This is a genomic window from Curtobacterium sp. MCBD17_034 (assembly GCF_003234515.1).
GTDB lineage: Bacteria > Actinomycetota > Actinomycetes > Actinomycetales > Microbacteriaceae > Curtobacterium.
This window is the reverse complement of sequence record NZ_QKTN01000006.1, coordinates 41,047-54,644: the sequence shown is the minus strand read 5'-3', so window position 1 is coordinate 54,644 and position 13,598 is coordinate 41,047. Positions and strand designations below refer to the sequence as shown.

Annotated in this window: 13 protein-coding genes and 1 tRNA gene; 7 read left to right on the top strand and 7 right to left on the bottom strand. The window is 72.4% G+C overall.

The genetic code is table 11. From position 1 onward, the window contains the following. Nucleotides 1-9: 9 nt before the first annotated feature. The 3 genes from DEI92_RS11780 to DEI92_RS11770 are packed head-to-tail and all read right to left on the bottom strand — an operon-like array spanning nt 10 to nt 2,337. Nucleotides 10-780: an ABC transporter ATP-binding protein gene (locus DEI92_RS11780; protein ID WP_111010827.1), complete on the bottom strand. Its 771-nt coding sequence runs from the start codon at nt 778-780 to the stop codon at nt 10-12. Then, entirely contained in the window at nt 780-1,598 is an 819-nt protein-coding gene (locus DEI92_RS11775) for an ABC transporter permease (RefSeq protein ID WP_111010826.1), read from the bottom strand. The genes DEI92_RS11780 and DEI92_RS11775 overlap by 1 nt, the downstream gene beginning before the upstream one ends. Before the next feature lie 43 nt (nt 1,599-1,641). Then, nucleotides 1,642-2,337, bottom strand: coding sequence for an NTP transferase domain-containing protein (locus tag DEI92_RS11770; RefSeq protein ID WP_111010825.1), 696 nt, complete (start codon nt 2,335-2,337; stop codon nt 1,642-1,644). Nucleotides 2,338-2,602: 265 nt separating this feature from the next. On the opposite strand from DEI92_RS11770, the gene DEI92_RS11765 reads away from it, so the two are divergent. From DEI92_RS11765 to DEI92_RS11755, 3 genes are read left to right on the top strand one after another with little or no spacing between them, the layout of a single operon-like run. Further along, entirely contained in the window at nt 2,603-3,964 is a 1,362-nt protein-coding gene (locus DEI92_RS11765) for an ABC transporter ATP-binding protein (protein WP_258370183.1), read from the top strand. Further along, nucleotides 3,940-5,511: an ABC transporter permease gene (locus DEI92_RS11760; RefSeq protein ID WP_111013624.1), complete on the top strand. Its 1,572-nt coding sequence runs from the start codon at nt 3,940-3,942 to the stop codon at nt 5,509-5,511. Before DEI92_RS11765 ends, DEI92_RS11760 begins: the two co-directional genes overlap by 25 nt. Before the next feature lie 50 nt (nt 5,512-5,561). Continuing rightward, on the top strand, nt 5,562-5,825 hold the full coding sequence (locus tag DEI92_RS11755; RefSeq protein WP_111010823.1) for a DUF3039 domain-containing protein: 264 nt from the start codon (nt 5,562-5,564) through the stop codon (nt 5,823-5,825). Between the two features lie 12 nt (nt 5,826-5,837). On the opposite strand, the gene DEI92_RS11750 is transcribed toward DEI92_RS11755, so the two are convergent. Continuing rightward, nucleotides 5,838-7,085 carry a nicotinate phosphoribosyltransferase gene (locus DEI92_RS11750; protein WP_375342544.1) on the bottom strand — a complete coding sequence of 416 codons (1,248 nt, stop codon included), beginning with the start codon at nt 7,083-7,085 and terminating at the stop codon, nt 5,838-5,840. Nucleotides 7,086-7,297: 212 nt separating this feature from the next. On the opposite strand from DEI92_RS11750, the gene murI reads away from it, so the two are divergent. The 3 genes from murI to rdgB are packed head-to-tail and all read left to right on the top strand — an operon-like array spanning nt 7,298 to nt 9,614. Continuing rightward, nucleotides 7,298-8,155 carry a glutamate racemase gene (gene murI / locus DEI92_RS11745; protein WP_111010821.1) on the top strand — a complete coding sequence of 286 codons (858 nt, stop codon included), beginning with the start codon at nt 7,298-7,300 and terminating at the stop codon, nt 8,153-8,155. Next, nucleotides 8,152-8,901 carry a ribonuclease PH gene (rph, locus tag DEI92_RS11740; RefSeq protein WP_111010820.1) on the top strand — a complete coding sequence of 250 codons (750 nt, stop codon included), beginning with the start codon at nt 8,152-8,154 and terminating at the stop codon, nt 8,899-8,901. The genes murI and rph overlap by 4 nt, the downstream gene beginning before the upstream one ends. Then, a complete protein-coding gene (gene rdgB / locus DEI92_RS11735; RefSeq protein WP_111013622.1) occupies nt 8,898-9,614 on the top strand; it encodes an RdgB/HAM1 family non-canonical purine NTP pyrophosphatase in 717 nt (238 codons plus the stop codon). Before rph ends, rdgB begins: the two co-directional genes overlap by 4 nt. Nucleotides 9,615-9,758: 144 nt before the next feature. Here rdgB and DEI92_RS11730 read toward each other — a convergent pair whose 3' ends face one another. The 3 genes from DEI92_RS11730 to DEI92_RS11720 form a co-directional block, all read right to left on the bottom strand. Then, entirely contained in the window at nt 9,759-10,460 is a 702-nt protein-coding gene (locus DEI92_RS11730) for a DedA family protein (protein ID WP_111013621.1), read from the bottom strand. A gap of 171 nt (nt 10,461-10,631) precedes the next feature. After that, nucleotides 10,632-10,712, bottom strand: a tRNA-Leu gene (locus DEI92_RS11725). Nucleotides 10,713-10,761: 49 nt separating this feature from the next. After that, nucleotides 10,762-12,045, bottom strand: coding sequence for an MFS transporter (locus DEI92_RS11720; protein ID WP_111011581.1), 1,284 nt, complete (start codon nt 12,043-12,045; stop codon nt 10,762-10,764). Nucleotides 12,046-12,084: 39 nt separating this feature from the next. Between DEI92_RS11720 and mnmA the strand changes: the two genes are divergently transcribed. Further along, a complete protein-coding gene (gene mnmA / locus DEI92_RS11715; protein ID WP_111013620.1) occupies nt 12,085-13,206 on the top strand; it encodes a tRNA 2-thiouridine(34) synthase MnmA in 1,122 nt (373 codons plus the stop codon). The last annotated feature ends 392 nt before the right edge of the window (nt 13,207-13,598 follow it).

The window sequence follows — 13,598 nt, the reverse complement described above, 5'->3', positions numbered from 1 at the left end:
GAGCGCGGGTCAGGCGCCGGCGCTGTCCGCCGCGTAGCGGTCGAGCGCCTCGTCGATCGTGCCGTCGAGCACGAGTGCTCCCTTGTCCAGGTAGAGGCCGCGCGTGCAGAAGCGGCGCAGGTCCTTGTCGTTGTGGGACACGAAGAACAGCGTGCGACCACCGGCGAGCATCTCGTCGATGCGGCGGTAGCACTTCTCGCGGAACGCCCTGTCGCCCACGGCGAGGACCTCGTCGACCAGGATGATCGGCTCCTCGAGGCGTGCGATCACCGCGAACGCGATCCGGACCTTCATGCCGCTCGACAGGTGCTTGTAGGGGGTGTCGACGAAGTCACCGATCTCGGCGAAGGCGATGATGTCGTCGAAGGCCGCCTGGATCTCGGCCTTCGACATGCCGTGGAGGCCGGCGGTGAGGAAGACGTTGTCGCGCACGGTCAGGTCGCCGACGAAGCCACCGGTGATCTCGATGAGCGGCGCGACCCCGGCGCCGACGTGGACCCGGCCCTCGTCGGGCAGCATCACCTGCGCCACGAGCTTGAGCAGCGTCGACTTGCCCTGGCCGTTGCGCCCGACCACGCCGATCGACTCGCCCGGCTGCACCGTGAACGAGACGTGTCGGAGGGCCCAGAACTCGTCGGGGCGTCGTCGTCGGCTCCGCCCCGCGAAGAGGTCCTTGAAGCTCCGGTGCGAGCGGCGGTTGCGACGGAACCGGATGCCCGCGTCCTCGACCGCGATCACCGGGGTCGTGCGGACGTCGACGGTGGCGACGGGTGCGGTCATCAGAGCTCCTTCAGGACGCGGCGCTCACTCGCGCGGAACACGAGCAGGCCGACGCCGAGCACGACGAGGGTGACGACCGCGCCGACCACGATCGCCCGCTCGTTGAACTGGTTGGGGAAGAACCCCGACCGGTACATGCTGAAGATGCCCGTCAGCGGGTTGAACGACGACCAGCCGTGCAGGGCCTTCGGCAGGTTGAGGGGCGAGTAGATGATCGGCGACGCGTAGAAGGCGAAGCGGAGGACGAGCTTCGTCGCGCGCTCGAGGTCGCGGAAGAACACGACGAGGGGGGCGACGATCATGCCGATGCCGTAGACGAGCACGAGCTGCTCGACGATCGCGACGGGGAACCAGACGATCTGCCAGTGCACGGGCGCTCCGGAGACCACGGCGAACAGCGCGAGGACCGGGATGCTGAAGAGGAACTCGATGCCCTTCGACAGATCGACCCGCGCCACCCAGATGCTCCGCGGGATCGTCGTCGAGCGGATGAGCTTGGTCTCCTTGATGAACGCCCGCGTCGAGTCGGAGACGGCGCCGGTGAACCACATCCACGGCAGCAGGGCCGTGAGCAGGAACACGATGTACGGTTCCTCGCCGACGTCGCGGTGGAACACCTGGGTGAAGACGAACCAGTAGATGCCCGACATGACGAGCGGATCGAGGATCGACCACAGGTACCCGAGCGCGGAGGTCGAGTACCGGACCCGGAGGTCCCGCATCGTCAGGAGCCAGAGTGCGTGACGGTACCGGGTGCTCGCGGTCCGTGAGGCCGCCGGGGCGGTCGGTGTGGTCACCGGCGCACTCGTCGTGGTCATGCGTTCCCTCGGCATCGAGCCGAGGCGACCCGGACGGAACGGATCAGACGAACAGGTCGTTCGCGCGCTCGAGGTCCTCGGCGAAGTCGATCTCGACCGCGTAGAGGTCGGAGATGTCTACGGGCGACCAGCGTAGCCCGTCCTCGGCGATGGCCGCCTCGATGCCGCCCTCGAAGTACTCCTGGTCGTCGACGCGACCGAGCTGACGGATGAGCGCCTGCTTGTCGGACGAGGAGACGTAGTTGATGCCGACGGCCTCACCGAGCCCACCGACGACCCGCTTCGAGAGCTTGTCGATGAAGCCCTCGGCGTCGACGGTGTACTTGACCTCTTCGTCCGAGACCTTCTCGGTGTTGACGCTGACGAACGAGCGGTCCTGGTCCATCATGTCCGCAGCGCGCACGAGCGCACGCGGGTCGAACACGACGTCGCCGTTCATCCAGAGGACTCCGCCCTTGCCGGACGCGCCGAGCGCACGGAGGAGGCTCTTCGAGGTGTTCGTGGAGTCGTAGGACTCGTTGTAGACGAAGGAGGCCTCGGGGAAGGCCTCGACGATGTACTCCGACTTGTAGCCGACGACGATCGTGACGCGTGCGGAGGACCCGAACGCGGCGCGGATGTTGTCGAACTGCTGCTGCATGATGGTCCGGCCGTCCGCCAGCTCGGTGAGGGGCTTCGGGAGCGAGCGACCGAGCCGGCTGCCCATGCCCGCGGCGAGGATCACGATCTGCGTGGTCATGCTGGTCTCCTCGGGGTCCGCCCGGGCGCCGTTGCGCGGTCGGGCTGATCGATCCTGCCCGAGACGTCTCTGAGATGCCCGAGAACATCGGTACCCCGGGGACGGACGAGCGCGGCAGGTTGCTGATTCGTGAACACACCGTTGTGTCTCGGTGAATCCTAGGCGCCCTCGTGCGCGGAGCGGCCGGGCACCGCGCATTTCGTGTCCGATTCGTGATCGTGCGGAGCCGGGCTCGCGTCATCCCTGGCGTTGGTACGGTGGGGCGGTGGGAGCTGTGACCGACGATGCGGACGACGCCGTCGGTGCTGCCACCCGGAACATGGATGGCGTCGACGAACGGCGCGGTACGGGGGACGACGTGACCGACGGCGAGCGGACCGACGGCGAGGGCGGCGCGCTGCCCGCCGCCGTCCCGAAGAGCACGACGCCGAAGCCCCGGGTCAAGCGACCGGCGGCACCGCGGACGGGTGCCGGTCGTTCCGGCGCTGCACGTCCGGGTGCACCGCGCGGTCGCGCCGGCGCTGCCCGCGGTGCGCGTGGCGCCGAGGAGGCGACCGCGGCCGCCGGCCCCGCTGCGGACGAGTCCTCGCCCTACGCGACCATGGACGCGACGGCGGACCTGTCGGAGTTCCCGCTCGAGGACGTCGGTGACCTGCCTCCCGCTGTCGGTGACGACGATGCGGTCGTGACGTCCACGGACGCTCCGCCCGTCGGGGCCACGGCGCCCGCGGTCCCGGCCGAGCAGGACGACGCCACCCGGGACGCCCGGGGACAACGCACCACGGCCGCCGCGCCCGGCACCGCCCGGACCGGCAAGAAGCGGGCCGCCCGACCCGTGACGAAGCGCACCTCGCCCCGGCCGCAGCAACCGGTCGTCCTGGCGGCCTCCGGACTCGTCAAGCGGTACGGCCAGACGGTCGCCGCCGACCACATCGACCTGGAGATCCGCAAGGGCTCGGTGTTCGGCGTCGTCGGTCCGAACGGTGCCGGCAAGACGACCACGCTCTCGATGCTGACCGGGCTCCTCCGCCCCGACGCGGGCAGCGTGACCGTCCTCGACCACGACGTCTGGTCCGACCCGACCGCGGCGAAGCGTGCGATGGGGGTGCTCCCGGACCGACTCCGCCTGTTCGACCGCCTGACGGGCGCACAGCTGCTCTTCTACTCGGCGACGCTGCACGGCCTCGACCGGGCCACGGCACGCTCGAGGAGCGCGGACCTCGCGCAGGCGTTCGACCTCGGCGAGGCCCTCGGTCGGCAGGTCGCGGACTACTCCGTCGGCATGGCGAAGAAGATCGCCCTCGCCGCGACACTGATCCACTCGCCGCGGCTCCTCGTGCTCGACGAGCCGTTCGAGTCGGTCGACCCGGTCAGTGCCGTCACGATCACCGACATCCTGCGCCGGTACGCCGCGGGCGGTGGCACCGTGGTGCTGTCGAGCCACTCCATGGAACTGGTGCAGCGCACGTGCGACTCGGTCGCGATCATCGTCGGTGGGCAGGTGCTCGCGTCGGGCACGATGGCCCAGGTCCGCGGGCGCAAGAGCCTCGAGGACAAGTTCGTCGAACTCGCCGGTGGCCGGGTCGTCGGAGAGAGCATGGAATGGTTGCACAACTCCTCCGACTGAGACTCGACTCGCTGGGCGGCGCGCTCCGCCGGTCCGCGTCCCGCTCCGTCCTCGTGGTGGTCGCCGCGCTGGCCGCGTTCGTCGCAGCCGCATGCGCCGCCGCCGCCGTGGCCGGGCTCCGCGATGACACCGCGTCCACGGCTGCGGCCCTCGTCGTGCCGGTCGGCGCACTCGTGGCGCTCGGCTTCACGCTCGTCCCGTTCGCGCTCGGCGAGGGGGACCAGCTCGACCCACGGCGCTTCGCCACGTTCGGCATCGGCCGTCGCGACCTCACCCTCGGGCTCGGCGTCGCCGGACTCGTCGGGGTGCCGACCGTGGCCGTGGCCGTCGTCGCCGTGGCGCAGGTGGTCGCCTGGAGCCGGGGCGTCGGCACGACACTGCTCGCGCTGCTGTCCGCGGTCCTCGTCGTGCTCACCTGCGCGCTCCTCGCACGGGTGACGGCGACGCTCGGCGCCTGGCTGTTCGCCGCGCACCGCACCCGCGACGCCGGCTGGCTCGTCGCACTCGTGGTGGTGGTCCTCGGCCTGCCGGCGCTCTCGCTCGTGGTCATGGCGGCCCGACACGACCCCGTGTCGGCGGGCGTCCGACACGCGGCAGGGGCCGCCGGTTGGACCCCGTGGGGTGCGGCGTGGTCGTTCCCCGCGTCCGCCGCGGCCGGGCACGTGGGGGCCGCCGTGGGGCAGCTCGTCGTCGCCCTCGCCGTCGTCGGCGTGCTCGGGTGGGCGTGGTGGGCACTCGTCGGCACGCTGCTGGAACACGTCGACGCGGGTCGTCGCACCCGGCGGTACCGGACGCTCGGCTGGTTCGACCAGCTCCCGGCGCACCCGGTCGGCGCCGTGGCCGCGCGGAGCTTGACCTACTGGAGCCGCGACCCGCGCTACCGGTCGTCGTACCTCGTGCTCCTGTTCGTGCCCATCGTGGTGCTGCCGCTCGGCGTCGCGGGCATGCCGTGGCACTGGACCGCGCTCGTGCCGCTGCCGATCATGGCGCTCATCGCCGGGTTCCTGCCCCACAACGACGCCTCGTACGACAACACCGCGGTGTGGCTCCACGTCGCGTCGGGGGCACCGGGGTGGAGCGACCGGCTCGGTCGGCTCGTGCCCGTGCTCGTCGTCGGCGTACCCGCCCTGGTGATCGGCGCGGTGGTGTCCGTCTGGCTCTACGGCGACCCGTCGCTGCTGCCGGTGGTGCTCGGCGTGGCCGGGTGCGCACTGCTCACGGGCCTCGGGCTGTCGAGCATCGCGTCCGCGCTCCTGCCGTACCCGGCGGTCCGACCGGGCGACCACCCGTTCCGGCAGCCGCAGGCCACGGGCGCGCTCGCCGTCACCGCGCAGTCCGCGACGATCGTCGTGACCGTGCTGCTGACCCTGCCCGCCGGGTGGTTCGCCGTGCGCGCGTTCCGTGAGGGTCTGCACCCCTGGGGGCTCGCCACGCTCGGCTCGGGCATCGCCATCGGGGTCGTGGTGCTCGTGATCGGCGTGTTCGTCGGCGGCCGGCTCTTCGAGCGCTCCGGGCCGGACATCCTCGCTGCGGCGCAGCGGAACTGATCGGGCGGAGCGCACATCCGGTCCACCGGACGGCGACGTACCCTGGGTCCATGAGCACGATGGAACCGGGTGGTGGCGGCCTCGACGTGATGGACCGCGAGCTCGAGCAGCTCCTCGAGGACGAGGGCGTCGAGCCCGGGGACCACGAGCGCTTCTCGCACTACGTGAAGAAGGAGAAGATCCTCGAGTCCGCGATGACGGGCAAGCCCGTCAAGGCGCTGTGCGGCAAGAAGTGGACGCCAGGACGTGACCCGGAGAAGTTCCCGGTCTGCCCCACCTGCAAGGAGATCTACGAGCGCATGCGCGACGAGTAGCCCGTCCCGTCCTCACGCGTACAGCGTGGGGACGGCCGGTTCGCCGCGACCGATCCGTTCGGCGTCCGCCGGGAGCTCGGCCTTCGCCCGGCGGTGATGCCGGCGCGCAGCATCGACCCCGTGCACGCCGAGGAACGCGTCGTCGACCTCGCCGCGCGTCACGACCGGCACGAGCAGGGGCCGTTCGTCGTCCGCGGGAGCACCGCCCACGCGCAGGACCTCGGCGACCGCGACACCGTCCTGCAGCCGGCGCCCCGCGGTCTTCGCACCACCGACCGTCGCCTTGTCGGCGGACTTCTTGGCGACCGGCACCCACGCTCCCGAGGCGTCCTCGTGTGCAACGAGCTTGAACACCATGCCCGCCGCCGGGTGACCGCTGCCGGACACGACGCTCGTGCCGACGCCGTACGAGTCCACGGGGGCTGCCCGGAGCGCGGCGATCGTGTACTCGTCGAGGTCGTTCGTCACCGTGATCTTCGTCGACGTCGCTCCCAGACGGTCGAGCTGCGCGCGCACGGTCGCGACGACGCTCGGCAGGTCGCCGCTGTCGATGCGGACCGCACCGAGGTGTCCGTCGGTCAGTCGGACCGCCGTCTCGACCGCGCGCTCGATGTCGAAGGTGTCCACGAGCAGGGTCGTGCCGTCACCGAGTGCCGCGAGCTGTGAGCGGAACGCGGCTTCTTCGGAGTCGTGGAGGAGCGTGAAGGCGTGTGCGGCCGTGCCCATCGTCGGGATGCCGAAGACGCGGCCGGCCTCGAGGTTGCTCGTCGCCCCGAACCCCGCCACGTAGGCCGCCCGGGCGGCGGCGACCGCGCTGCGTTCCCCGGTCCGGCGCGACCCCATCTCGGCGAGGGGGCGGCGGTCGGCCGCCGACACCATGCGCGCCGCGGCGGACGCGACCGCCGAGTCGGCGTTGAGCACGCTGAGCGCGAGTGTCTCGAGCACGACCGCCTCGGCGAACGTGCCCTCGATCTGGAGGATCGGCGAGTTCGGGAAGTACACCTCGCCTTCCCGGTACGCCCGGACGTCGCCACGGAACCGGTAGCCCGCGAGCCAGTCCGCTGTGCCGGGGGCGACGATGCGTCGGTCGCGGAGGAACGCGATGTCGTCGTCGTCGAAGCGGAACTCGTCGAGCAGGGCGAGGAACCGTCCCAGTCCCGCGGACACCCCGTACCGGCGGCCGTCGGGCAGGCGCCGTGCGAACACCTCGAACACGCAGCGGCGGTCCGCGGTGCCGTCCTTGAGGGCGGCGTCCACCATCGTGAGCTCGTACTGGTCGGTGAGGAGGGCCGTGGTCACCCGCCCGAGCGTAGTCCGGGCCGTCGTGCTGCCGTCGTGCTGCCGACCTGCCGCGCGCCGGACCGGCGGGCCGTCGGAGCGGCCGCGCGGCGGAGCGGCCGCGGGATGGGCGGGCGTGACCGCCGGACGGGTGTCGGGCCTCCCGGCCGAGCCGCGCGGGTACGCTGGGGGCCGTGACGGACGCGCCCATCGGAGTCTTCGACAGCGGTGTCGGCGGCCTCACCGTCGCCCGCGCGATCATCGACCAGCTGCCGCGCGAGTCGATGCGCTACGTCGGGGACACCGCGCACTCGCCGTACGGCCCGAAGCGGATCGCCGACGTCCGCCGGTACGCGCTCGAGGTCATGGACGACCTGGTGGACCAAGGGGTCAAGGCGCTCGTCATCGCGTGCAACACGGCGAGCTCCGCCGTGCTCCGGGACGCCCGGGAGCGCTACGAGCAGGCCTACGGGATCCCGGTCGTCGAGGTGATCCAGCCCGCCGTGCGCGCCGCGGTCAAGCAGAGCAGGACGCGCCGGATCGGCGTCATCGGCACGATCGGCACCATCGGTTCGCGATCCTACGAGGACGCCTTCGCGGCGGCCTCGGACGTCACGCTGACCCTCGCCGCCTGTCCCCGGTTCGTCGAGTTCGTGGAGGCCGGGGACACCGCCTCGCCCGCGCTCCGTGCCGTGGCCGAGCAGTACCTCGCGCCGATCCGCGCCGCCGACGTCGACACGCTCGTGCTCGGCTGCACCCACTACCCGCTCATGTCCGCCGCGATCCAGTACGTCATGGGTCCGGACGTCACCCTCGTCTCGAGCGCCGAGGAGACCGCGAACGACGTCTACCGTCGGCTCGTCGAGCACGGCATCGAGCGGACGGCGACGACGCCGCCGACGTACGCGTTCGACACCACCGGGACCGACCGCGCCGGCTTCATCCGGCTCGCCCGCCGGTTCCTCGGACCGGAGGTCTCCCGCGTCGGTCATCTCGAGACCGGCGCGATCGACCTGCCACGCATCCCAGCCACCACCGGAAGGACACCATGACCGACGACGGCACCCGCATCGACGGACGCACCGCCACCGACCACCGTCCCGTGACCATCGAGCGCGGCTGGAGCGCCCAGGCGGAGGGCAGCGCGCTCATCGCCTTCGGCGGCACCAAGGTGCTCTGCACGGCGTCCTTCACGAACGGTGTCCCGCGCTGGATGGCGGGCAAGGGCACCGGGTGGGTGACCGCCGAGTACTCGATGCTCCCGCGCTCCACGAACGAGCGCATGCAGCGCGAGTCGATCAAGGGCAAGGTCGGCGGGCGGACGCACGAGATCTCGCGGCTGATCGGCCGGTCGCTCCGTGCCGTCGTCGACATGAAGGGACTCGGCGAGAACACCATCGTGCTCGACTGCGACGTCCTGCAGGCCGACGGCGGGACCAGGACCGCGTCCATCACGGGCGCGTACGTCGCCCTCGCCGACGCGATCGCCTGGGGCCGCGAGCGCGGGTTCGTCGGCAAGAAGGCGACGCCGCTCACGGACAGCGTCGCCGCGATCTCCGTCGGGATCGTCGGCGGCGTGCCGATGCTCGACCTGGCGTACGAGGAGGACTCGCGCGCGGACACCGACATGAACATCGTCACGACGGGTGCCGGGACCTTCGTCGAGGTGCAGGGCACCGCCGAGCACGCTCCGTTCGACCGGGCCGAGCTCGACACGCTGCTCGACCTCGGGCTCGCCGGAACGGCCTCGCTCGCGGCGATCCAGCGTGCGGTCCTCGCCGAGACGGCGACGGCATGACCGGGGCCGGGGCCGGGGCCGGGGCGGGGGCCGACGCCGCCGCCGGGGTCCACGCCGACGCCGACGTCGACGCCGCCGGGGTCCACGCCGACGCCGGGGCGGCGCGCGACCGCGTCGTCGTCCTCGCGACGCACAACGCGCACAAGGTCCAGGAGCTGCAGCGGATCCTCGGCGACGCACTCGCGGGCATCCGCCTCGTCGCCTACGACGGTCCCGAGCCGGTCGAGGACGGCGACACCTTCGGCGCGAACGCGCTGATCAAGGCGCGGGCGTGCGCGGCGCACACCGGACTGCCGGCCCTGGCCGACGACTCGGGCATCGCCGTCGACGCCCTCGGCGGGGCGCCCGGCATCCACTCGGCGCGCTACGCGGGGACCCGCGACGACGGGGACAACCTCCGGCTGCTGCTCGCGAACATGGCGGGCGTCGTGCAGCGCACCGCGGCGTTCGTCTGCGCCGCCGCGTTCGTCGTGCCGTCGTCCGACCCCGCGACGTCGGCGGAGTGGGAGCACGTCGAGGAGGCCGTGTGGAACGGCGAGGTCCTCGAGGCACCCGCGGGGTCCGGCGGCTTCGGGTACGACCCGGTGTTCCGCCCGGACGACGCCGGGGTCTCGGCCGCCGGGCTGTCCGCGGCGGAGAAGGACGCCCTCAGCCACCGGTCGAAGGCGTTCCGTACGATCGCGCCGATCGTCCGCGAGTACTTCGGCGTCTGACACCGGCGCCGGATGGATCGGCCCCGGTTCGTCGGGCTGCTGACGGGCCTCCCGGACGGCGGAGCGAGGAGGGGCGCGCGGGGTCGGCCCGACCTGGCGGGCCGCCGGCGGGCCTCCCGGCCGGGTCAGGGCCTCCCGGCCGGGTCAGCGGGCGGTCGACTCGCCCGCGGCCCCGTGCTCGTCCGACTCGCGCTTCGCCTTGCGCGCGTTCCGCACGTAGGTCAGCGCGGCCGGGACCACCGTGACGACGACCGCTGCGAGCAGGATGACGTCGATGTAGTTGCGCACGAAGTGCGCGACCGGCGGGATGTAGCCGAGGACGTACCCGAGGAACGTCACGCCGGTGCCCCAGAGGAGCGCGCCGATCGCGTTGTACAGCGAGTACCGGCGGTACGACATGCGCCCGACGCCCGCGGCGATCGGTGCGAACGTCCGGACGACCGGCACGAAGCGGGCCACGATGACCGCGAGTGCACCGAACCGGTCGAAGAACGCGTAGGTCCGGTCGACGTTCGACTTCGAGAACAGACCGCTCTCGCGTCGCTCGAAGATCGGGGGACCGACCTTGCGACCGATGAAGTACCCGACCTCGCCACCGAGGAACGCGGCAGCGCCGACGCAGAGGGCGATGAGCCAGATCGGCAGGCCGCCGAGGTGCCCGTGCTGGTCGAACGCCGTGAGTCCGGCGATCACGAGCAGGGTGTCACCGGGGAAGATGAACCCGATGAGCAGGCCGGTCTCGGCGAAGATGATCGCGCACAGCACGAGGACCGCGATGGATCCGAAGTGGTGGAGGATGTAGGTCGGATCCAGCCACGGGATCAGGGCAAGTGCGACGGTCGTCATGACTCTCTTCCGGTCGTCGGGCGCTCGGCTGGCTGCGCAGCCAGCGGCGGCACGGCGGCTCGCGGGGCGGGCGCCCGCACCACGAGGGTAGCGGTTCCGCGGACCTCGACCCGTGGGACCGTCGTGTGCGGCCTGCACGTTCGATCAGTGCCGGCTCCGTGGCCAGCTGCGTGCGGGAGAAGGGACTCGAACCCTCACGCCTAGGGCACAGGAACCTAAATCCTGCGTGTCTGCCAGTTTCACCACTCCCGCCGGCACGGTCAGTGTAGCCAGCGGGTGCGGACAGGACCCGCGGTGCCGGTCAGCGCAGCGGGCGCGGGAGGTACCGCGGCACGTACCGGAGCAGCACGCCGACGCCGACGATCCCGAGCACCCCCATCACGCCGCTCGCGACGGCGATGGACGCGACCGCCGTGACGCCCGAGATGACGAGGGGTGCTGCCGCGCTCCCGAAGTCGCCCGTGAACCGCCACGCGCCGAGGAACGGCGCGGGCGCCGTGCGCGGCGCGAGGTCGGCGCCGAGGGTCATGAGGATGCCCGATCCGACGCCGTTCGCGAGCGACATCAGCATCGCGACCCCGACGAACCAGACCACCCGGGTGTCGAGGTGGTCGCTCCACGCCAGGAGGAAGTAGCACAGGCTCAGGCCTCCGAGGCACGGCAGCGCGCTCGCGAGCCGGCCGAACCGGTCCATGATCTGACCACTCGTGTAGAACAGCGCGAAGTCGATCGCGCCGGCGATCCCGATCACGAGTGCGGCGGTCGAGTCGTCCATGCCGACGCTCACCGCCCACAGCGGCAGGATCACCTGACGCCCCGCCCGCATCGCGCCGATGAGGCCCGCGCCGCTGCCCAACCGCAGGAGCACCGCGCGGTGTCGGCGGATCGTGCCGAACAGGCCCTCGGCGCCCTCTCGGGCGGCCTCACCGCCCGGGTCCGCGGACGCGGCAGCGGGACGTGCGGGCGACGGCCGGGAGGCCCGGGGCCGGATCCGGAGGCCGCGTGCGCCGTCGACGGGGTCGCGTACGACGAGGAGGACGCCGGCGGCCGCCAGACAGCAGACGACGTGGATCCAGAACGCGCTCTGCGTCGAGCCGGTCACGTGCGTCAGGCCCGCGGACAGGAACGGACCGACGAAGTACCCGAAGCGGAACACGCCGCCGAGGGTCGAGAGCGCCCGGGCCCGGATCGCGATCGGCACCGAGGTCGTCATGTACGCGTGCCGCGCGAGGGCGAACACCGCCGTGGAGACCCCGACCAGGAACACCCCGACCGCGAGCACGACCGCGTTCGGGGACCACACCGCGACGAGGAGGCCGACGATGCTCACGAGCGCCGCGCCGATCATGGCGGTGCGCTCGCCGATCGCCGCCACGACCCAGCCGCTCGGCACGTCGCCGATGAGCTCGCCCACCAGGATGAGCGACGCGACGAACCCCGCGAACGCGAGCGTCGCCCCGAGCGAGTGCGCCGCGATCGGGATGATCGGGATGATCGCGCCCTCGCCGATGGCGAAGAGCGTCGCGGGCAGGAACGCGGACAACGCGACCGCGCGGAGGTCGAAGGTGGCGTCGCGCGAGCTCATGGCCCCTCCACGGTACGCCCGACGACGTACGCTTGAGGGATGAGGGTGCTGGCAGCGATGAGTGGTGGCGTCGACTCGGCCGTGGCCGCGGCCCGGGCCGTCGACGCCGGACACGACGTCGTCGGGGTCCACCTCGCGCTGAGTCGCATGCCGGGGACGCTCCGGACGGGCAGCCGTGGCTGCTGCACGATCGAGGACTCGATGGACGCCCAGCGCGCGGCAGCCGCGATCGGGATCCCGTACTACGTGTGGGACTTCTCCGAGCGGTTCGCCGAGGACGTCGTCGACGACTTCGTCGCCGAGTACTCCGCCGGCCGCACCCCGAACCCGTGCATGCGGTGCAACGAGCGGATCAAGTTCGCGGCGCTGCTCGAGAAGGCCCTGGCGCTCGGGTTCGACGCCGTCGCCACCGGGCACTACGCCTCGATCGCCACGGGTGCGGACGGTTCCCGCGAACTCCACCGTGCCGCGGCCTGGGCGAAGGACCAGTCCTACGTGCTCGGGGTCCTGACGGCGGAGCAGCTCGCGCACGCGATGTTCCCGCTCGGCGCGACGCCGTCGAAGGCCGAGGTCCGGGCCGAGGCCGCAGCACGTGGCCTGACCGTCGCCCAGAAGCCCGACAGCCACGACATCTGCTTCATCCCGGACGGGGACACCCGTGGGTGGCTCGCGGACCGCGTCGGCACGGCGACCGGCGACATCGTCGAGCGCGACGGCACCGTGGTCGGCTCGCACGAGGGCGCCCACGCGTACACCGTCGGGCAGCGGCGGGGGCTCGCCATCGGTCACCCCGCACCGGACGGGCGGCCGCGGTTCGTGCTCGAGGTGCGGCCGAAGGACAACACCGTCGTGGTCGGGCCGAAGGAGGCCCTGGCGATCGCGGAGCTCGCGGGTGCGCGCTTCACGTGGGCCGGTGCGGCCCCGGCCGACCCGACCCTCCCGTTCGACTGCGAGGTCCAGATCCGCGCCCACGCCGACCCCGTGCCGGCGGTGGCTCGGGTCGCCGCCACGCCGACCGGTGGGACGGAACTCGTCGTCACGCCGGCGGAGCCGATCGTCGGCGTCGCCCCCGGACAGACCGCCGTCGTGTACGTCGGCACGCGCGTCCTCGGGCAGTGCACGATCGACCGCACGGTCTCGGCGGTGCCTGCGGTCCGCTGAGGCGGCGTGTCTGGGCGTGACGGGGGCGTGGTCCGGCGCTGGCCGCGGGGCCGTCAGCGCGCGGAGCGCGCGGCCGTACCCGGCCAGCGCGTCGGCGCGGGCCGTCCGGCCGTCTCCCGCCGTCGCGGCCCGCTGCGTTGGGAACTCAGGACCGTTGGTCGTGGGGCGGCGTCGGGTGGGGCCTCCCGGCGGGATCGTCCTGCGTTGTCGACGGGGCTGACGAGCGGGGCAGCCGCTGCGGCCGGGAGGCCCGGTGCGGCACCGGCGGGCCGGCGCGGCCCGGCTTGTTCCGCCCTATTGGCAATTCAGGAACGAGGTTGTGTGGCGGGGCCGCGTGAGCCCTCCTGGCCGGCTTGTCCTGAGTTGTCGACGGGGCTGACGAGCGGGGCAGC